Here is a 20,196-nt window from a genome sequence, read left to right on the forward strand (position 1 = left end):
CCATGCAATTAATCTGGCTGCGCAGCGACTTGCGCGTATTCGACAACACCGCCCTCTCGGCCGCCGCGGGAGTTGGCCCGTGCGTGGCGGTGTATCTGCTGAGCCCGGAGCAATGGCTGGAACACGATGATGCGCCGTGCAAAGTGGACTTCTGGTTACGCAATCTGAATGAGTTGAGTCAGGCGCTGGGCGAGCTGAACATTCCTCTGCTGATTCGCGAGGCTGCGCGCTGGGAGGCGGCACCCAAGGTACTGCTCGAACTGTGCCGGCAGTTGAAGATCGACGCCGTGCATTTCAACGAAGAATACGGTGTTCATGAAAGTCGCCGTGATGCCGCCGTGGTTGAGTCGCTACAAGCCGAAGGCATTGCCGTTCGCAGCTACCTCGATCAGTTGCTGTTCAAGCCTGGAAGCGTGCTGACCAAGACCGGCACGTACTTCCAGGTCTTCAGCCAGTTCCGCAAAGTCTGTTATGAACGCCTGCACCGATCGTTGCCTGGCCTGGTCAGCGCACCGATGGCGCAAACTCCGCTGGACATCGCCAGCAACCAGATCCCGACCCAAATCAAGGGATTCGCCCCACCCACGGACCGCTTGCGCGCACTCTGGCCAGCCGGTGAAGTCGAAGCGCGGCGTCGCCTCGACACCTTTACCGACGCGCAGATCGACTATTACCAAAGCGAACGGGACTTCCCGGCGAAGCCTGGGACCAGCCAACTGTCGGCCTATCTCGCTGCCGGGGTGATTTCCCCACGCCAATGCCTGCACGCCGCGCTGCAAAGCAATCAGGGGGAATTCGAAAGCGGCAAGGTCGGGGCCGTTACCTGGATCAATGAACTGCTATGGCGCGAATTCTACAAACATATTCTGGTGGGCTACCCAAGGGTCTCCCGCCACCGTGCTTTCCGTCCGGAAACCGAGGCCCTGGCCTGGCGAGACGCGCCGTCAGAACTCGCGGCCTGGCAGCAGGCCCGCACCGGCGTGCCGATCATCGACGCGGCCATGCGCCAACTGCTGGAAACCGGCTGGATGCACAACCGCTTGCGCATGGTAGTGGCGATGTTCCTGACCAAAAACCTGTTGATCGACTGGCGCGAAGGCGAACGTTTTTTCATGCGTCACCTGATCGATGGCGACCTGGCAGCGAATAATGGCGGCTGGCAATGGAGTTCATCCACCGGCACCGACTCGGCGCCCTGGTTCCGGATTTTCAACCCGCTGAGCCAATCGGAAAAATTCGACGCCGAAGGCGTGTTCATCAAGCACTGGCTACCGGAATTGACGGGACTGAACAAAAAAGAAGTGCACAACCCGGCGAATCTCGGTGGATTGTTCGGTGTCGCGGATTATCCGCCCCCGATTGTCGACCTGCACGCATCCCGTGCACGGGCTCTTGCCGCGTTCAAGAACCTGCCACAACGGCAAAGCGCCAGAGGCGACAATGAATAGTCTTACGCCTTCACGACGATACTGGCTCACAGGAGCAAGCAGTGGCATTGGCGCCTCATTGGCCGAAGAAATACTGAAAACCGGCGCCCACCTGGCCGTCAGTTCACGTTCGCTGGCGCCCTTGAAAGCGTTGTCCCAGCGTTATCCCGGCCAAGTACTGGTGCTGGCTGGCGACCTGACCAACAGTCAGACCGTACGTGAAATTGGCGAACAGATTGCCGAAGACTGGGGCTCACTGGACACGGTGATTCTCAATGCCGGCACCTGCGAGTACGTGGATGCCAAACAGTTCGATGCCTCGATTGTCGAACACGTGGTACGCACCAATCTGCTTGCCAGCAGCTACTGTGTGGAAGCTGCGCTACCGCTGCTGCGTGCCGGAACCGCGCCGCACCTGGTCGGCATGGCCAGCTCAGTGACTTACCTGCCGCTACCCCGGACAGAAGCCTATGGCACTTCGAGAGCTGGCTTGCGCTACTTGTTCGAGTCCATGCGCATCGAAGTGGCGTCGCAAGGGATCGAAGTCACTGTTATCAGTCCTGGAGCTGCCGACGTCACACTGACAGAAAAAAACGATTTCCCAATGCCCCTCAGTTGGCCCGCAGCTAAAGCCGCACGCCACATCTTCGAAAAACTCAAAAACCGACCGCTGGAGATCGCGTTCCCGGGAATGTTCATGGCCGCCCTGTGGCCGATGTCGAAATTGCCCGACCGCGTGGAACTGGCGATCGGAAAACGAATGGTACGCAGCAGCCCGCCGATCAAGGACTAGCCGTGGGCATTGCCATTCATGAAGGCCGACTCAAGCCACGTACCTGCGGCTGGGCGTCCGTCAGAGCTTTTACACACCACAGACTGACTGCCTTACACTGCGCGCCATGAAAACCATTCCCCACCTGCAAATTGTCGAGTCGGCCGTCACGTGCTCGACCTGTGCAGCCTGCTGCTGCCAGCTCGAAGTGATGCTGATCACCGACACTGGCGTGCCCGAGCGGTATATCGATACCGATGATTGGGGCGGGGAAGTCATGCTGCGCCTGGATGATGGCTGGTGTGCCGCACTGGATCGCGACACGATGATGTGCACCATCTATGAAAAACGCCCGCTGATCTGCCGGGAGTTCGAGATGGGCGCGCCGGAATGCATTGATGAGCGCCAGGGGATTTTGACCGCGTATCGCTGAAAGGCAATCTCCACCAGATCAATGTGGGAGCGGGCTTGCTCCCACATTTAATAGCGCTGTGTGCTTATAACGGCATCGTGTAATGCAACGAGTAACTTTCTACACCGTCGTTGCTGTCGCTCATCCCGCAATTGGAGTAGTGCGTTACACGAACGCCAACTTCATGTCCGCCGGTAAAGCGCAGACCAAATCCGAACCGATCTTCGAACTGAAAAGCGCCGCCGATATCGTTGCTTTCAAGCTTGGTATGGGAGAACACCGCCACGCCAACCCCCGCCTCGACATAAGGCTTGACGCTCTGGCCGGAAAACTCATAAACGAATACCGGGGAGAACGACAGGCTGTTGGCGCTGGAAGTCTTGTCACCTTCCCAATAGGTGTAAGCGCCACTCCAGTAACCGGTCAGACGACCGACGTCGGTCTGCCACCAACTCTTGTCCCAATCCAATTGCATGCCCAGTCGGTAAGTCCTAGTCGAATCGCTGGTCTGGCCGATCCCGAACTCCACGCCTGCCGCCTGTGCGGTAAAACTGTGCCCCATCAGTGCAGCCGCAATCGCGGCCAAGCAGAATAGTCGCTTCATAGAAACATCCCTTTGCGAACGATTTCGTTTGGTTTTTTTTATTGCGCGACGCTCACAGCTATAGAAGTCGACGACTTATTAGAAGTGCACCCCTTTATTGGTTGCCCCCGAACTTGCTTACCCTTCGAAGCTTCGCACAACACCAGCGGTATTCCACAAGATCGGCAAGATATTTCTGAAATGATCCGGGTCGGCACTTGTCCAGAACTGGGCAGCGCGGGCAGGCCCTCCGGCGAGCAGCTCACGCTCGGCCAGCAGCCGTTGAAGTTGCCGTGCGACCGCCGCGCCAGTATCGATCAGGCTGATGTGGTCGGGGATCATCTGCTTGAGCAGCGGCTTGAGGAAGGGTAATGGGTGCAGCCGAGAATAATGGTGTCGACGCCTTCGCCGAGCAGTGGCCGAACGTAGACTTCAAGCAACTGACGCAGGGCGGGACTGTGCAGATCGCCGCTCTCGATCAGCTCCACCAACCCCGGGCAAGGCTGGGTGATCACCCGCACATCGGTGGCGAAACGGTCGAGCAACGCTGCGAACTTGGCGCTCTGCAATGTCCCCGTCGTCGCCAGCACGCCGACTACGCCGCTGCGGGTTGCGGCGGCGGCGGGCTTGACCGCTGGCTCCATACCGACGATGGGCCACTCGGGGTAATCGCCTCGCAGGTCCGCAACGCCGGCGACGGTTGCGGTGTTGCAGGCCAGCACCAGAGCCTTGGCGCCCTGCTGCTGAAAAAACTCGGCCATGACACTGCAACGCTGTCGGATAAATTCCGGGGTTTTCTCGCCGTAGGGAATATTCCCGCAATCGGCGACGTACAAAAGAGACTCATTGGGCAATAAACGCTGGATCTCGGCCAGCACCGAAAGCCCGCCGACACCGGAGTCGAACACGCCGATCGGCGCTTCACGCATGCTTCGACCACAGACGCCGCAACCCGGATCACGTTTGACTCGCAGCTCACGGAAGCGCGAGCCCAACGCATCGATCAACAACAGGCGCCCCACCAGCGGCTCGCCGAAACCCGCCAACAACTTCAGCGCTTCGAGGGCTTGCAGGCTGCCGACCAGCCCCACCAGCGGGCCAACCACGCCAGCCTCGCTGCAGGTCAATTCGGCCTCGCTGCCGTGCCCGTATAAACAGTGGTAGCACGGACTCTCCGGGCGGCGCGGGTCGAACACCGACAACTGCCCTCAAGACGAATCGCCGCGCCACTGACCAGAGGTTTGCCCGCAGCCACGCACGCGGCATTGACCGCTTCACGGGTGGAAAAATTGTCGGAACAATCGAGGACCAGATCCACCCCCGCCACAACAGCCGCCAGGGAGTCTTCATCCAGCGCCGCGCGATGGGCAACCAGTTGAATCTCGGGATTGATTGCGGTCAGGCGTTTGATCGCAGAATCGACTTTGCTCATGCCGACGCTATCGGTGTCGTGGATGATCTGGCGTTGCAGGTTGGTCAGATCGACCGTGTCAAAGTCCGCCAGATGCAATTCACCGATACCCGCCGCCGCAAGGTACAGCGCCACTGGCGCACCAAGGCCACCCAGGCCGACGATCAGCACGCGGCTGTCTTTGAGCCGCAACTGACCGTCGATGTCGATGTGTGCCAGCAGAATCTGCCGACTGTAACGCAGCAATTCCTGATCATTCAGCACGGCAGGCGTCCCAGACTGATGCGTTGGTGACCGCCAAGATCCTTGCGGCTGTGGACCTCTACAAAGCCACGGGTCAGCAGCAACTCGCGCACCGCCTCGGCTTGATCGTAACCGTGTTCGAGCATCAGCCAGCCACCGGCCTCCAGATGATCCGGTGCCTGGGCGACGATCAACCGCAGATCGTCGAGCCATCGACACCGGCCACCAATGCACTGGCTGGTTCGAAGCGCACATCGCCTTCCACCAGGTGCGGATCAGCCGCTGCGATGTAGGGCGGATTGCTGATGATCAGCTCAAAGCGCTGACCTTCCAGCGCGCTGAACCAGTGACTGCTGAGCACCGTGGCGTTGTTCAAGTGCAGACGCTGGCGATTGCGCTCGGCCAGGGCCACAGCTTCGAGCACGCGATCCACGGCAGTGACCTTCCACGCCGGACGTTCGCTGGCCAAAGCGAGGGCGATGGCGCCGCTGCCGGTACCAAGGTCCAGTACTTTTGCTGGCGTGGCCGGCAACAGTTCGAGTGCGGCTTCTACCAGCAGCTCGGTGTCCGGGCGCGGGATCAACGTGTGCGGTGCCACTTCCAGATCGAGCTTCCAGAAACCTTGCTGACCGAGAATGTAAGCCACCGGTTCACCGCCGCGGCGGCGCTGCAGGTATTCGGCGAAGGTCAGTGCCGCTTCGCTCGGGACGATGCGCTCCGGCCAGGTGTGCAAAAAACTGCGGGACTTGCCCAACGCCGCAGCCAGCAACAATTCGGCGTCCAGACGTGCGGTGGGCGAGTCAGGCAAATCGGCGGCGCGCAACAAACTGGCAATGATCGTCATTTACTCACCTATCGCTGCCAATTGATCGGCCTGGTATTCGGCCAGTAGCGGCTCGATCACCGCATCGACACCACCGGCGAGAATCTCGTCGAGGGAGTACAGCGTCAGGTTGACTCGGTGGTCAGTCACCCGGCCCTGGGCAAAGTTGTACGTACGGATACGCTCGGAACGGTCACCGGAACCCACCAGCAATTTACGCTCGCTGGCGATGGCATTCGCGGCGGCGCTGGTCTGCTGGTCGTTGAGTTTGGCCGACAGCCACGACATCGCCCGCGCGCGGTTCTTGTGTTGCGAACGCTCTTCCTGGCACTCGACGACGATACCGGACGGCAAGTGGGTAATGCGGATCGCCGAGTCTGTCTTGTTGACGTGCTGACCGCCGGCACCGGAGGAGCGGTAGGTGTCGACCCGCAGGTCCGCCGGGTTGATCTCGATCGCTTCCTGTTCGTCCGGCTCGGGCAATACGGCCACGGTGCAGGCCGAGGTGTGGATGCGCCCCTGGGATTCCGTCGCCGGAACCCGTTGCACGCGATGGGCACCGGATTCGAATTTCAACTTGCCGTAAACATTGTCGCCTTCGACCCGGGCGATGACTTCTTTATAGCCACCGTGTTCACCCTCGTTTTCCGAGAGGATTTCCACTCGCCAGCCACGACGCTCGGCGTAACGCGAATACATGCGGAACAGGTCGCCGGAGAAAATCGCCGCCTCGTCACCGCCAGTGCCGGCACGGATTTCGAGGAACACGTTACGCCCGTCGTTCGGATCCTTGGGCAGCAGCATGCGTTGCAGACTGGCTTCCAGTTCAATCAGGCGTTCCTTGGCTTCGCGGACTTCTTCCACGGCCATCTCACGCATGTCCGGATCGCTGTCCTTGAGCAGGGCCTGGGCACCTTCGAGGTCGCCCTGCACTTTGAGCAACTGTTTATAGGCTTCGACAATTGGCTCGACTTCCGCATATTCCTTGGAATAGGTGCGGAATTTGTTCTGATCGGAAATGACCTCGCCATCGCCAAGCAAGGCGGTCAATTCCTCGAAACGGTCCTGGAGGATGTCCAGCTTATTGAGCAGTGACGCTTTCATTACGGTTTCTTATCCGAAAAGCTTTCCGATGAGCCCTCATTGAGGGCAAAGAGTTCCTGGGCCATCGCCAGCGCATCGAGGCGACCTTCGGCAGAGAGCTTTTTCAACTGCACGCTCGGTGCGTGCAGCAGTTTGTTGGTCAGGCCACGGGCCAGCTGCACCAGCACCTCCTCGGCGCTACCGCCGTTGGCCAGCAGGCGCTGGGCCTTTTGCAATTCTTCGTCGCGCATGCGCTCGCTTTGTTGACGATAGGCCTTGAGCACATCCACCGCCGCCAATTCGCGCAGCCGGACCATGAAGTCTTCGGCACCGACCGAGACCATTTCTTCCGCTGCCTGTGCGGCGCCCTGACGACTCTTGAGGTTCTCGGCGACCACTTCGTGAAGGTCGTCGACGCTATAAAGGTAAACGTCGTCCAACTCGCCAACTTCAGGTTCGATATCCCGCGGAACGGCGATATCTACCATGAAGATCGGTTTGTGCTTGCGCAGTTTCAGGGCACTTTCCACGGCGCCCTTGCCGAGGATCGGCAATTGGCTGGCAGTCGAACTGATGACGATATCGCTACGTACCAGTTCGGCCGGAATGTCCGACAGCAGCACTGCATGTGCGCCGAACTGTTCGGCCAGGGTGCTCGCGCGCTCCAGCGTGCGGTTGGCCACCACGATGCGCTTTACCCCCAGTTCATGCAGATGGCGAGCGACCAGGGTAATGGTCTCGCCAGCGCCAATCAGCAAGGCCTGGCTGCGTTGCAGGTCGCTGAAAATCTGTTTTGCCAGGCTGACCGCGGCAAACGCCACGGACACCGGGTTTTCGCCGATTGCAGTATCGGTGCGCACTTGTTTGGCCGCGTTGAACGTGGCTTGGAAAAGCCGCCCGAGCAACGGACCGATGGTGCCGGCCTCGCGGGCCACGGCGTAGGCCGATTTCATCTGGCCGAGAATCTGCGGTTCGCCCAACACCAGCGAGTCGAGCCCGGAAGCGACCCGCATCATGTGACGAACTGCCGCATCATCCTCGTGCACATAGGCACTTTGGCGCAGCTCTTCAAGGCTCAAATGATGATAATCGGCCAGCCAGCGCAGTACGATATCGGCCGACAGGTGATCCTGTTCTATATAGAGTTCACTGCGATTGCAGGTGGAGAGGATCGCAGCTTCGCGGCTGTCGGTGAGTCGGCAGAGCTGCTGCAAGGCCTCAACCAGCTGCTCAGGGGTAAAGGCCACGCGCTCGCGGACGTCTACTGAAGCAGTCTTGTGGTTAATACCGAGTGCAAGGAAGGCCATTCAAAGTCGCTGATGGTGACGTGAAGCCGGCAATTGTCCTACTTCGACACAACGAGAACAACTACTCGATCTCTATTGACCCTGTAGGAGCGAGCGAGCTCGCGAAAAACTACCGAACAACGCGTTCATTCAGACCGCACTCGTCATCGTTGACGACCATCGCGAGCAAGCTCGCTCCTACACAGGTTTGCGAACGGTTACAGGTCAGGCGTCCGGCAGGAATGGATGCTGGTGGGAAAATGGCCGGCCGGTTATGTTTGACCGAAGGCTTGTGTCATGATGATCCGACCGCAGGTTAGTCGTCCTCTTCCTATATGAATAGATCCTCCGCGTTGCTTCTCGCTTTTGTCTTCCTCAGCGGCTGCCAGGTTTTGGCACCCGTGTCGTCGGACGGTACGCCGCCGACCGAAGACAGCACTCCGGCGCCTGAAAAGCCCAAGGTTTACAGCTCGTTCAGTGAAGATACCGTCTTCAGTTTGCTGAGCGCGGAGCTGGCTGGGCAGCGCAATCGTTTCGACATTGCCCTGGACAACTATGTGACTCAGGCGATCAATACCCAGGATCCGGGCATCTCTGAGCGGGCATTCCGTATAGCCGAATACCTGGGCGCCGATCAGGCTGCCCTGGATACCGCGTTGATCTGGGCAAAAAACGCCCCCAACGACCTTGAGGCGCAACGGGCCGCGGCAGTGCAGCTGGCGCGCGCCGGGCGCTATGACGACTCCATGGCTTATATGGAAAAAGTCCTGCAAGGCAAGGGCGACACCCATTTCGACTTCCTCGCCCTGTCCGCGGCCGATACTGACCAGGACACACGCAACGGCTTGATGAAGAGTTTCGACCGTTTGCTGCAGCGTCATCCGAACAATGGCCAGCTGATTTTCGGTAAGGCGTTGCTGATGCAACAGGACGGCGACTCCCGAGGCGCGTTGGCCCTTCTGGAAGACAACCCGCCAGACGATGGCGAAATCGCCCCGATCCTGCTGCGCGCGCGCCTGCTGCAATCGCTTGATCGCGGCAAAGAAGCCTTGCCGTTGCTGCAAAAAAACATCAAGAAATACCCGGACGACAAGCGCCTGCGCCTGACCTACGCACGCATGCTGGTTGAGCAGGACCGCATGGACGACGCCAAAGCCGAGTTCTCCAGCCTGGTCCAGCAATACCCGGAAGACGACGAACTGCGTTATTCCCTGGCGCTGGTCTGCCTGGAAGCCAAGGCCTGGAATGAGGCCAAGGGTTATCTGGAGGACCTGATCGCCCGCGAAAGCCACGTCGATTCAGCGCACCTGAACCTGGGGCGCATCGCCGAAGAGCGCAACGATCCACAAGGCGCACTGATCGAATACGGCAAGGTCGGTCCTGGTAACGACTACCTGCCGGCACAATTGCGCCAGGCCGATATCCTGATGAACAACGGCAAGACTGCCGAAGCCCAGAGAAAACTTGCGGCCCAACGCGATGAGCAACCGGACTACGCGATTCAGCTTTACCTGATCGAAGCCGAAACCCTGTCCGCCAACAAGCAGGGCGACAAGGCCTGGAATGTCCTGCAACAAGCGCTGCAGCAGTACCCGGACGATCTGAACCTGCTTTACACCCGGGCCATGCAAGCGGAAAAACGCAATGACCTGGCGCAGATGGAAAAAGACCTGCGATTGATCATCAAGCGCGACCCGGACAACGCAATGGCGCTGAACGCCCTCGGTTACACCCTGTCTGACCGTACGACACGCTATGCCGAAGCCAAGGCCTTGATCGAACAGGCGCACCAGATCAATCCGGAAGACCCGGCGGTACTCGACAGCCTCGGCTGGGTGAATTTCCGCATGGGCAATCTCGACGAAGCGGAACGACTGCTGCGTCAGGCGCTGGAGCGCTTCCCCGACCAGGAAGTCGCCGCGCACCTGGGGGAAGTACTGTGGGCCAATGGCAAGCAGCGCGAAGCCAGACAAATCTGGGACAAATTCCTCAAGGCACAACCCGACAGCCCAACCCTGCGCAGCACCATCAAGCGCCTGACCGGATCAGAGACTCTTTAAGATTATGTTTTTGCGCCACATCATTGTTTTCAGTTTCATCGCCCTGCTCGCCGGTTGCGCGGGCTTCGGTGCCCGCGAATCAGTCGAGGGGCGCGGCAACCCCGCTCAATGGCGCGAACACAAACAGCAATTGACCAACCTTGATGGCTGGCAGATCGATGGCAAGATCGGCATTCGTGCGCCAAAAGATTCGGGCAGCGGCACTCTGTTCTGGTTGCAGCGTCAGGATTACTACGACATCCGTCTTTCCGGCCCGCTGGGTCGCGGCGCTGCTCGCCTGACCGGGCGTCCCGGCAAGGTTTCCCTGGAAGTCGCCAATCAGGGCCGTTACGAAGCGCCAACTCCGGATGTATTGCTTGAAGAGCAGTTGGGCTGGAAGCTGCCGGTTTCCAATCTGGCCTGGTGGGTACGCGGGCTACCGGCTCCGGACAGCAAAAGCCGTTTGACCCTGGACAGTAATAGTCGCCTGGCGAGCCTCGAACAGGACGGCTGGCAGGTGGAATACACCGCCTATACCGAGCAAAACGGTTACTGGCTGCCCGAGCGAATCAAACTGCACGGCACCGACCTTGATGTCACGCTGGTGATCAAGGCCTGGCAACCGCGCAAACTGGGGCAATGACATGCCGGCCAATCGCCTGATCCTGCCTTCTCCGGCCAAACTCAATTTAATGCTGCACATTCTCGGTCGCCGTGAAGACGGCTACCACGAGCTGCAGACACTGTTTCAGTTTCTCGACTACGGCGACGAAATCACCTTTGCCGTGCGAGACGACGGTGTCGTTCATCTGCATACCGAATTCGAAGGCGTCCCCCACGACAGTAATCTGATCGTGAAAGCCGCGAAAAAGCTGCAGGAGCAATCCGGCTGTTCGCTCGGAATCGATATCTGGATCGAAAAAATCCTGCCCATGGGCGGTGGGATCGGTGGCGGAAGCTCGAATGCCGCGACAACCCTGCTCGGCCTCAACCATCTCTGGCAACTGGGCTGGGACGAAGATCGGCTTGCCAAGCTGGGCCTTACGCTGGGCGCCGATGTCCCGGTTTTCGTGCGAGGCCACGCGGCTTTTGCGGAGGGTGTGGGAGAGAAACTGACGCCGGTTGACCCCGAGGAACCGTGGTATGTCGTGCTGGTTCCGCAAGTCTCTGTAAGCACAGCAGAAATTTTTTCAGATCCGTTGTTGACACGTAACTCTGCGCCCATTAAAGTGCGCCCCGTTCCCAAGGGAAACAGTCGAAACGACTGCTTACCGGTGGTAGCAAGACGTTATCCAGAGGTACGTAACGCCTTGAATTTGCTAGGTAATTTTACCGAAGCAAAACTCACCGGAACTGGAAGTTGTGTGTTTGGGGGCTTCCCAAGCAAAGCTGAAGCTGATAAAGTCTCGGCCCTTCTTACAGAGACCCTTACAGGGTTTGTAGCAAAAGGAAGCAACATTTCGATGTTGCATCGCAAGCTGCAAAGTCTGCTCTAAAGGAACCGATTACTGGGTAATCGTTGCAACAGATACAGGGGCGTCGCCAAGCGGTAAGGCAGCAGGTTTTGATCCTGCCATGCGTTGGTTCGAATCCAGCCGCCCCTGCCATTTTCCTATACTCATCCAGGTTACCCTCAGCCTTCAGGTACTGCGCGTGTCCAAGATGATGGTCTTTACGGGGAACGCTAACCCCGATCTGGCTCGGCGTGTCGTACGTCAGCTGCATATCCCTCTCGGTGACATTTCTGTCGGTAAGTTCTCCGACGGCGAAATCACTGCTGAGATCAATGAAAACGTCCGCGGTAAAGATGTCTTCATTATTCAGCCGACTTGCGCTCCGACCAACGACAACCTGATGGAACTGGTAGTGATGGCTGATGCCTTCCGCCGCTCCTCAGCTACTCGTATCACTGCTGTTATTCCTTACTTTGGTTATGCCCGTCAGGATCGCCGTCCGCGTTCCGCACGTGTAGCTATCAGCGCGAAAGTCGTTGCTGACATGCTTACCGTAGTCGGCATCGATCGTGTTCTCACGGTTGATCTGCATGCTGACCAGATTCAAGGTTTCTTCGATATTCCGGTAGATAACATCTACGGCTCCCCCGTTCTGGTGGATGACATTGAAGATCAGCGCTTCGAAAACCTGATGATTGTGTCCCCGGACATTGGTGGCGTCGTGCGTGCACGTGCCGTTGCCAAATCCCTGGGCGTTGATCTCGGGATCATCGACAAACGCCGTGAGAAAGCCAATCACTCTGAAGTGATGCATATCATCGGTGATGTCGAAGGGCGCACCTGTATTCTGGTCGATGACATGGTCGATACCGCCGGTACTCTGTGCCACGCGGCCAAGGCCTTGAAAGAGCATGGCGCTGCCAAGGTTTTCGCCTACTGCACGCACCCGGTGCTGTCGGGTCGGGCGATCGAAAACATCGAAAATTCCGTGCTGGACGAGCTGGTGGTGACCAACACCATCCCGCTGTCCGCTGCTGCACAAGCCTGTGCGCGTATCCGCCAACTGGATATCGCACCGGTAGTTGCCGAGGCGGTCCGCCGCATCAGCAATGAAGAATCGATCAGCGCGATGTTCCGCTAAGGGCCCTGCCCTTCTCGAACATCTCGTTGACGAAAAGCGCCCCGCCCCGGCATTCCTGTCGGGGCGGGGCTTTTTTGCCCATATCGCCTTTAGCGCTGGTCGCAAACGCTGGGGCGAATGTGGTTATTTTGGAGATACAACATGAACGATTTTACCCTGAATGCTGAAGTGCGTTCCGACCTGGGGAAAGGTGCGAGCCGCCGCCTGCGTCGTCTCGCAAGCCTGGTTCCAGCTGTAGTTTACGGTGGCGAAAAAGCCCCTGAATCCATCAGCATGCTGGCTAAAGAAGTTGCCAAACTTCTCGAAAACGAAGCGGCTTACAGCCACATCATCGAGCTGAACGTTGGCGGCACCAAGCAAAACGTCGTGATCAAAGCTCTGCAACGTCACCCGGCCAAAGGCCACGTGATGCACGCTGACTTCGTCCGCGTAGTAGCTGGCCAGAAACTGACCGCTACCGTTCCAGTGCACTTCATCAACGAAGAAGCACCCGCGAAGAAAGGCGGCGAGATTTCGCACGTTGTTGCTGATATCGAAGTTTCCTGCCTGCCAAAAGACCTGCCTGAATTCATCGAAGTTGACCTGGCTAACGCCGAGATCGGTTCGATCATTCACCTGTCTGACCTCAAAGCCCCTCAAGGTGTTGAGTTCGTTGCTCTGGCACACGGTGATGACAAGGCTGTTGCCAACGTCCACGCTCCACGTGTTGCTCCAGAAGCTGCAGAAGGCGCTGCAGAGTAATTTTACTCTGCACGCCGGAGTGACCGGAAACATCGCGGACTAGAGCGTAGCGAGAAAGCGGGCGAGAACGCGGAGTTTACATAATGGTAAATGAGCAATTTTCGTCCTCTTTCGCCGCTTTCCCTGATTGCGGCGATGTTATCCACCACTCCTAGGAAGGGCCCCTATCGTGACTGCCATCAAACTGATCGTTGGCCTGGGAAATCCGGGCGCCGAATACGAACAGACCCGGCATAACGCAGGGGCCTTTTTTGTTGAGCGCATCGCGAACGCACAAGGTGTGAACCTTGTGGCTGATCGCAAGTATTTCGGCCTGACCGGGCGCTATTCGCACCAGGGTCAGGATGTTCGTCTGCTGATTCCCACCACCTATATGAACCGCAGCGGCCAGGCCGTAGCGGCACTCGCCGGATTCTTCCGCATCAAGCCTGAAGAAATCCTGGTGGCACACGACGAACTCGACCTGCCTCCGGGCGTTGCCAAGCTCAAGCAGGGCGGCGGCCATGGCGGTCACAACGGGTTGCGCGACATCATTGCGCAACTGGGCAATCAGAATACCTTTCACCGCTTGCGGCTTGGCATTGGCCACCCGGGCGTTGCCAGTATGGTTTCAAATTTCGTCCTGGGTCGTGCGCCACGCGCCGAACAGGAAAAACTCGATGCCAGCATCGACTTTGCCCTCGGCGTGCTGCCGGATATCCTCGCCGGGGAATGGAACCGCGCGATGAAAAACCTGCACAGCCAGAAGGCCTGACTCTTACCCGAGGGGAAACACCATGGGATTCAATTGCGGCATCGTCGGCCTGCCTAACGTCGGCAAGTCCACCCTGTTCAACGCGCTGACCAAATCCGGTATCGCGGCCGAGAACTTCCCCTTCTGCACCATCGAGCCAAACACCGGGATCGTGCCGATGCCGGATTCGCGTCTGGATGCCTTGGCAGCCATCGTCAATCCGAAGCGCATCCTGCCGACCACCATGGAATTCGTCGACATCGCTGGCCTGGTCGCCGGCGCATCGAAAGGTGAAGGCTTGGGCAACAAATTCCTGGCCAACATCCGTGAAACCGATGCCATCGCCCACGTGGTCCGCTGCTTCGAAGACGAGAACGTGATTCACGTCTCCAACAGCGTCGACCCGAAGCGCGACATCGAAATCATCGACCTGGAACTGATCTTCGCCGACCTCGACAGCTGCGAGAAGCAGTTGCAGAAAGTCACGCGCAACGCCAAGGGCGGTGACAAGGACGCAGTGATTCAGAAAGGCCTGCTGGAGCAACTGATCGCTCACTTCACCGAAGGCAAGCCTGCGCGCAGCCTGATGAAGAACATGAGCACCGACGAAAAAGCGGTGGTCAAGGGCTTCCACCTGCTGACCACCAAGCCGGTCATGTACATCGCCAACGTCGCTGAAGACGGTTTCGAAAATAACCCGTACCTCGACGTGGTCAAAGCCATCGCCGAAGAAGAAGGCGCCATGGTCGTGCCGGTCTGCAACAAGATCGAAGCGGAAATCGCCGAACTGGATGACGGTGAAGAGAAGGACATGTTCCTCGAAGCCCTGGGTCTTGAAGAACCTGGTCTGAATCGCGTGATCCGCGCCGGCTACGAAATGCTGCACCTGCAGACCTACTTCACCGCCGGCGTCGAAGAAGTCCGCGCCTGGACCGTCCGCGTCGGTGCCACCGCACCACAAGCCGCTGGCGTGATCCACACCGACTTTGAAAAGGCTTCATCCGCGCCGAAGTGATCGCCTACAACGACTTCATCCAGTACAAGGGTGAAGCCGGCACCAAGGAAGCCGGAAAATGGCGTCTGGAAGGCAAGGAATACATCGTTAAAGACGGCGACGTGATGCACTTCCGCTTCAACGTCTAAGCTTTTCAGAGCGAAGCACCCGCCCAAGAAAAAGCCGCGTTCATACGCGGCTTTTTTGTGCCTGAAATATTCATTCGCCATACCACCGATCAACTGTAGGAGCGAGCTTGCTCGCGATGGTGTGTCAGTTAGCGCTTATTTGTCTGATACACCATCGCGAGCAAGCTCGCTCCTACAGAGGATCTATGTGGTCAGGCCTTTTTGGTGCGCGGCAAAAAGATCGCCAGCACACCTAGCAATGGCAGGAACGAACACAGGAAGTAAACGTATTCGATCCCATGAATATCCGCCAAATGCCCCAGTAGTGCAGCCCCGATCCCGCCGAATCCGAACATCAGGCCAAAGAACACTCCGGCGATCATCCCGACGTTGCCCGGCACCAGCTCCTGGGCGTACACCACAATGGCCGAGAACGCCGAGGCCAAAATGAAACCGATGACGACGCTGAGGATACTGGTCCAGAACAGGTCAACGTGCGGCAGAATCAGGGTGAATGGCGCTACGCCGAGGATCGAGAACCAGATCACAGCCTTACGCCCGATCTTGTCGCCAATGGGCCCGCCAAAGAAGGTCCCCGCCGCTACCGCACCGAGAAACAGGAACAGGTGTAGCTGCGAGCTGGCCACCGACAAGTCGAATTTCTCGATCAGGTAAAAGGTGAAGTAACTGGTGAAACTGGCCATGTAGAAGTACTTGGAAAACACCAATAACCCGAGTACCACAAGTGCGCTGGTCACTCGTCCTTTGGACAACCCGTGAGTCGCCGCCTGGCCTTGTTTGAGCTTGAACAGGTTCAAGTGATTGGCGTACCAGCGACTGATCCGATAGAGCACAAACAACGCGAATACTGCAAACAACCCGAACCAGGCCACGTGTCCCTGACCGTAGGGAATGATGATCGCCGCCGCCAGCAACGGACCGAAGGCCGATCCCGCGTTGCCGCCAACCTGAAAGGTTGATTGTGCCAGCCCGAAACGCCCGCCCGAGGCCAGTCGCGCCACGCGAGAAGCTTCCGGGTGAAAAGTCGAGGAACCAATGCCGATCAACCCCGCCGCCAACAGAATCAGCGCGAAGCTGCCCACCACCGACATCATCACAATCCCGATCAATGTGCAGACCGTGCCGGCTGGTAACAGCCACGGCTTGGGATGGCGGTCGGTGTAATAACCGACCCACGGTTGCAGCAAGGAGGCCGTCAGCTGAAAAGTCAGGGTGATCAGACCGACCTGAGTGAACGTCAGGCCATAACTTGCCTTGAGCATCGGGTAGATTGACGGCAGCACCGATTGAATCAGGTCATTGATCAAGTGCGCCAGCGCCACCGCGCCGATGATGCGCATGACCAGCGGACTGCTCTGTGAAGTAGCGGGCGCCGACGCAGGGGCCGACTGAGCATTGCTGAAAGTCATGAGGAATTCCGGACAACAGGTGGTGCACGCAGGCAAGGTGCACCAATGTGCCATCTTTCGGTGCAAAAGCGCCATCCCCTTAGCCTGCTAACGACCTCGTTTTTCATCGCCGCAAAGGTGATAGCGCATAGCCATGGTCTGAATCTTGCCTTGCTTATCCGCTTGAACGCGGCCCCTTACAAAGGGGACCGAGAATGGGAAGTTTCGCCACAGAGGCGGCCTACAGAGCTGCCAAGGGTGAACTTTCGAGGCCTTTTAAATGGGCACAGGTCGGGGTCGCAAGCACCTCGATGCACGCCAATAGTGCGTGGTGTCCAAAGGAGTCATGGGGCATGCAGGCTTTTTTATCACCGGGGATCGGACTGCTGGGGCGCTTTGGCTTTGCGCGCAAATTCCAGCTTTTGTTTCTGCTGTTTATCCTGCCATTGGCCGGTAGCCTGTGGATGATCGGGCAAGACTATCGCGACAAATTGAACCTGATCTCCGGCGAACGTGCCGGGGTTCATCAGCTGCTTGCCCTGGATGCGCTGGATAACCTGCTGACAGCACAACGTGATCGAGCAGCGCGTTGGCGCGCGACCGAAACCAATCGCCAACCGACACCCGCAACCCTTGCCGCCATGGCCGCGTTCGATGCGGTTCAGCCCGCTGTCGCCCAGGCTGCTTCGGATCTCGCCTATGCACTGCAAAAAGAAGGTGCTGAGGGCGAAACCCTGGCCCGTTATCAAGCGCTGCAAAATGCCCTCAACGGCCTGGACTCCAAGAGCCTGAGCAGCGTCGGCTGGTGGCCGGACGGCTATGATCGGTTCACCAGCGCCTTGAGTGCCCTGCAGGCCTTGCGCGAACAGATCGCCATGGACAACCGCCTGACGCTGGCACCGTGGCTGGAGACCTATCTGCTGACGCAAATCTCCACCCAGCACGCGCCAGACCTTATCGAGCGGGTCGGTCGCCTTGCAGCCGTGGGCCAGGCGTCAGTGGTGTCCGGGCAATTCACTCTGCAAAGCCGCCTGCAACTTCGCGACCTGCGCAGCCGTATCGGCGATGCCCGGGAACAGTTGGTGAAAACCGCGGGGTTGCTCGAAGCGCGACTGCCCAGCGCCCTGAAAACCTGGGCCGGGCAATACCATGACAGCCTCAAGCATCTCGATTCCGGCTTGAAAGTCCTTGATGACGGCGTGTTCGGCGGCAGCATCAACCTCAAGCCGGAAGACTTCGAGCGCAGCCTGGACGCCCTGCTCGCCGACCTCGCCGCGTTGCGCCAGCAATCACTGGTGTCGCTGGATCAACGCCTGGATTACTACCATGGCTCGGCGATTCGCCAGTTCATTGTCGTGGGGACCATTTTCAGTTGCTTGCTGTTGGCCGCGCTGTACCTGTTCATCTGTTTACAGGCGTCGATACGGCGTAGTGCCAGCGGAATTACCCTGCTGGCCGAGGCCTTGCGCGACGGGAATCTGAGCCTGCAAGTGCCGGTACAAGGGCGGGACGAACTGGCAGCCATCAGCACCGCACTTAATGTCGCCGTCCTGCAACTGCGCACCAGCCTGCTGGGTGTCGATCACGAAACCTTGCAACTGAGCAATGCGGTGCAAACCCTCAATCATCACTCCAGCGACGCCCTTGGCGAAGTTGAAGCCCAGCAGCTGCAGATCAGCCAGATCGCCGCGGCAGCCACGCAATTGGCCGCCACCTCCCAGGGAGTGGCCGAGAGCTGCGAAAGAGCTTCTGACAGCGCTCAGCACACTCAGCGCATTGCTGCCGACAGCAGCCGTGATAGCCAGCGCACGACGGCGAGTATTCAGCAGCTCAATCAGCGCTTGAACGACACCGCTGCTGCCCTGGGTCGGGTAAGTGAACAAGGGCAACAGATCCAACTGGTGGTCGACACCATTCGCGGCGTTGCCGAGCAGACCAACCTGCTGGCACTCAACGCAGCCATCGAGGCCGCTCGTGCGGGCGAGCAGGGTCGCGGTTTTGCGGTGGTAGCCGACGAAGTGCGCAGCCTGTCACAACGCACCCAGTCCTCGACCGCACAGATCGCCGGAACAGTCGATAGCCTGCGCAGCACAGTGAACGAAGCGGTCAGCCTTATGGAAGCCGCCTGCGGGCAGGCACAATCCGACGCGCATGCTGTCACCGGACTCGGTGAACGCCTGGGGGAAATTGCCAACGCCGTACAGGGTGTCACCGACACCCTGGCGCAGATCGCCACGGCGGTCGACGAACAGGCAAGCACCGCCGACGAAGTCAGCGGCAACATCCAGCAAGTCGATCAGGCGGCGGTTCGCTTGCTCGAAGGCGCACGGGCGGTGAATCAGGCAGCCGACACCTTGAGCCAGGGCAGCAAGGCCCTGAGCGACAACACGGGACGGTTTCGCTTGAGCTGATGTGAACCTTCAAGCAGATGGCAAACCCTGTGGGAGCGGGCTTGCTCGCGAAGGCGTCGAGTCAGTCAACATTTGCGTCAACTGACAGTCCGTTTTCGCGAGCAAGCCCGCTCCCACAGGTTTCGCGAGCAGATACAGGCAGGCGATATTTTTAGATCACCGCTTCCGGAAAATCCTGCTCCAGCTCGGTCTTCAGCCACTGGATGAACCACGACACATCCGCCGAGAGTTCGGCGGATGGCGTCAATACGCGATAGCTTTCCAGTTTGACCTCCGCGTCCAGCACCCGCACCAGCGCGCCGCTCCTGAGCTCTTCACGCACCAGCACTTCGTTGGCCAACGCGATGCCCTGCCCGCTTTCGGCCACCGATAATGCGTGGTCATTGTTGACGTACAGCATGTCCGAGTTCAGATGCACATCCAGATCATGGGCGGCAAACCACAGGTTCCACCACTCGCCGTCATCGACGTGAATCAGGTTGTGTTTCACCAGGTCGGCGGGACTTTCGATGGGTTCTACGCTTGCGAGGTATTCGGCCGTGCAGATCGGAAACACGCGCGGGTGGATCAGACTGCTGCGCGATTGAGCGTATTGCCCGTCCACGCCGTAGACAATCCCCAAGTCGGCACTCTTGCCATCGACATCCGTGAAGGTCGAGTTGGGTTCGATGGCGAACTTCAGGCCCGGCCGCAAATGACGCATGACTTCAATACGCGGCATCAGCCAGCGTTTGGCAAACCCCGGCACCACCATGATGCGCAGCCATCGTTCGGCATCCTTTGGCCGCGCCTCCTTTCCCGCCTCGATAATCAGCTGCAAGGCCGCCGCGATCTTGCGGTGATATTTCTCGCCTGCCAGTGTCAAGGTGACGCCTCGGGATGTGCGCTCGAACAGTTGAGTGCCCAGCCATTCCTCCAGCAACTTTACATGCCGACCAATTGCAGGCTGGGTCACGTGCAGCGCCTTCGAGGCTTCTACATAGCTCCCGAGACGGGCGGCCGCATCAAAGGCACGCACTGCGTTCATTGGCGGTAAACGATGATCAGGCATGGTTGCGGACACCTTGGCTGTTAAATTATTTAACAGGTCGTATGTTAAAATTGAA

15 protein-coding genes, 1 tRNA gene and 4 pseudogenes are annotated in these 20,196 nt (G+C 58.7%); 12 read left to right on the forward strand and 8 right to left on the reverse strand.

Annotation, left to right across the window (positions count from 1 at the left end; genetic code table 11):
- The first annotated feature begins 2 nt into the window (after nt 1–2).
- The 3 genes from phrB (at nt 3) to CES87_RS08795 (ending at nt 2,632) form a co-directional block, all read left to right on the forward strand.
- Nucleotides 3–1,448, forward strand: coding sequence for a deoxyribodipyrimidine photo-lyase (gene phrB / locus CES87_RS08785; RefSeq protein ID WP_128605831.1), 1,446 nt, complete (start codon nt 3–5; stop codon nt 1,446–1,448).
- A complete protein-coding gene (locus tag CES87_RS08790; RefSeq protein ID WP_128605832.1) occupies nt 1,441–2,220 on the forward strand; it encodes an SDR family oxidoreductase in 780 nt (259 codons plus the stop codon). Before phrB ends, CES87_RS08790 begins: the two co-directional genes overlap by 8 nt.
- Before the next feature lie 106 nt (nt 2,221–2,326).
- A complete protein-coding gene (locus tag CES87_RS08795; RefSeq protein ID WP_128605833.1) occupies nt 2,327–2,632 on the forward strand; it encodes a YkgJ family cysteine cluster protein in 306 nt (101 codons plus the stop codon).
- Nucleotides 2,633–2,696: 64 nt separating this feature from the next.
- On the opposite strand, the gene CES87_RS08800 is transcribed toward CES87_RS08795, so the two are convergent.
- The 6 genes and pseudogenes from CES87_RS08800 to hemA all read right to left on the reverse strand — a co-directional run bounded on the left by CES87_RS08800 (nt 2,697) and on the right by hemA (nt 8,061).
- The gene (locus tag CES87_RS08800) at nt 2,697–3,215 is read right to left on the reverse strand and encodes an acyloxyacyl hydrolase (RefSeq protein ID WP_128605834.1); all 519 of its coding nucleotides are present in this window, start codon (nt 3,213–3,215) and stop codon (nt 2,697–2,699) included.
- A gap of 117 nt (nt 3,216–3,332) precedes the next feature.
- Nucleotides 3,333–4,123, reverse strand: a pseudogene (gene murI / locus CES87_RS08805) (glutamate racemase).
- Nucleotides 4,124–4,126: 3 nt separating this feature from the next.
- Nucleotides 4,127–4,869 (reverse strand): annotated as a pseudogene (locus CES87_RS08810) (molybdopterin-synthase adenylyltransferase MoeB); the annotation flags it as partial.
- Nucleotides 4,863–5,692, reverse strand: a pseudogene (prmC, locus tag CES87_RS08815) (peptide chain release factor N(5)-glutamine methyltransferase). The pseudogenes prmC and CES87_RS08810, both read right to left, overlap by 7 nt.
- Nucleotides 5,693–6,775: a peptide chain release factor 1 gene (gene prfA / locus CES87_RS08820; protein ID WP_128605835.1), complete on the reverse strand. Its 1,083-nt coding sequence runs from the start codon at nt 6,773–6,775 to the stop codon at nt 5,693–5,695.
- On the reverse strand, nt 6,775–8,061 hold the full coding sequence (hemA, locus tag CES87_RS08825) for a glutamyl-tRNA reductase (protein ID WP_128605836.1): 1,287 nt from the start codon (nt 8,059–8,061) through the stop codon (nt 6,775–6,777). Before hemA ends, prfA begins: the two co-directional genes overlap by 1 nt.
- 314 nt (nt 8,062–8,375) lie before the next feature.
- Here hemA and CES87_RS08830 point away from each other — a divergent pair, with 314 nt between their 5' ends.
- From CES87_RS08830 to ychF, 8 genes and pseudogenes are all read left to right on the forward strand, one after another.
- Complete coding sequence (locus CES87_RS08830) at nt 8,376–10,100, forward strand: tetratricopeptide repeat protein (protein WP_128605837.1); 1,725 nt, start codon at nt 8,376–8,378, stop codon at nt 10,098–10,100.
- 4 nt (nt 10,101–10,104) lie between these two features.
- On the forward strand, nt 10,105–10,722 hold the full coding sequence (gene lolB / locus CES87_RS08835; RefSeq protein WP_128605838.1) for a lipoprotein insertase outer membrane protein LolB: 618 nt from the start codon (nt 10,105–10,107) through the stop codon (nt 10,720–10,722).
- Nucleotide 10,723: 1 nt separating this feature from the next.
- Nucleotides 10,724–11,575, forward strand: coding sequence for a 4-(cytidine 5'-diphospho)-2-C-methyl-D-erythritol kinase (gene ispE, locus CES87_RS08840; protein WP_128605839.1), 852 nt, complete (start codon nt 10,724–10,726; stop codon nt 11,573–11,575).
- 36 nt (nt 11,576–11,611) lie between these two features.
- A tRNA-Gln gene (locus tag CES87_RS08845) sits at nt 11,612–11,686 on the forward strand.
- Nucleotides 11,687–11,732: 46 nt separating this feature from the next.
- Entirely contained in the window at nt 11,733–12,674 is a 942-nt protein-coding gene (locus CES87_RS08850) for a ribose-phosphate pyrophosphokinase (RefSeq protein WP_003171603.1), read from the forward strand.
- A 141-nt stretch (nt 12,675–12,815) separates the two neighbouring features.
- Nucleotides 12,816–13,415 carry a 50S ribosomal protein L25/general stress protein Ctc gene (locus CES87_RS08855; RefSeq protein WP_128605840.1) on the forward strand — a complete coding sequence of 200 codons (600 nt, stop codon included), beginning with the start codon at nt 12,816–12,818 and terminating at the stop codon, nt 13,413–13,415.
- 169 nt (nt 13,416–13,584) lie between these two features.
- Entirely contained in the window at nt 13,585–14,169 is a 585-nt protein-coding gene (gene pth / locus CES87_RS08860) for an aminoacyl-tRNA hydrolase (protein ID WP_128605841.1), read from the forward strand.
- A 22-nt stretch (nt 14,170–14,191) separates the two neighbouring features.
- A pseudogene (ychF, locus tag CES87_RS08865) lies at nt 14,192–15,291 on the forward strand (redox-regulated ATPase YchF).
- Between the two features lie 191 nt (nt 15,292–15,482).
- Here the strand turns inward: ychF and CES87_RS08870 are convergent.
- A complete protein-coding gene (locus tag CES87_RS08870; RefSeq protein WP_128605842.1) occupies nt 15,483–16,700 on the reverse strand; it encodes an MFS transporter in 1,218 nt (405 codons plus the stop codon).
- 332 nt (nt 16,701–17,032) lie between these two features.
- On the opposite strand from CES87_RS08870, the gene CES87_RS08875 reads away from it, so the two are divergent.
- Nucleotides 17,033–19,090 (forward strand): methyl-accepting chemotaxis protein, encoded by a 2,058-nt coding sequence (locus CES87_RS08875; protein WP_128605843.1) that lies wholly within the window; start codon nt 17,033–17,035, stop codon nt 19,088–19,090.
- Nucleotides 19,091–19,241: 151 nt separating this feature from the next.
- Here CES87_RS08875 and CES87_RS08885 read toward each other — a convergent pair whose 3' ends face one another.
- The gene (locus CES87_RS08885; RefSeq protein ID WP_128605844.1) at nt 19,242–20,141 is read right to left on the reverse strand and encodes a LysR substrate-binding domain-containing protein; all 900 of its coding nucleotides are present in this window, start codon (nt 20,139–20,141) and stop codon (nt 19,242–19,244) included.
- Between the last annotated feature and the right edge of the window lie 55 nt (nt 20,142–20,196).

It is taken from the genome of Pseudomonas sp. ERMR1:02 (assembly GCF_002277815.1).
Lineage (GTDB): Bacteria > Pseudomonadota > Gammaproteobacteria > Pseudomonadales > Pseudomonadaceae > Aquipseudomonas.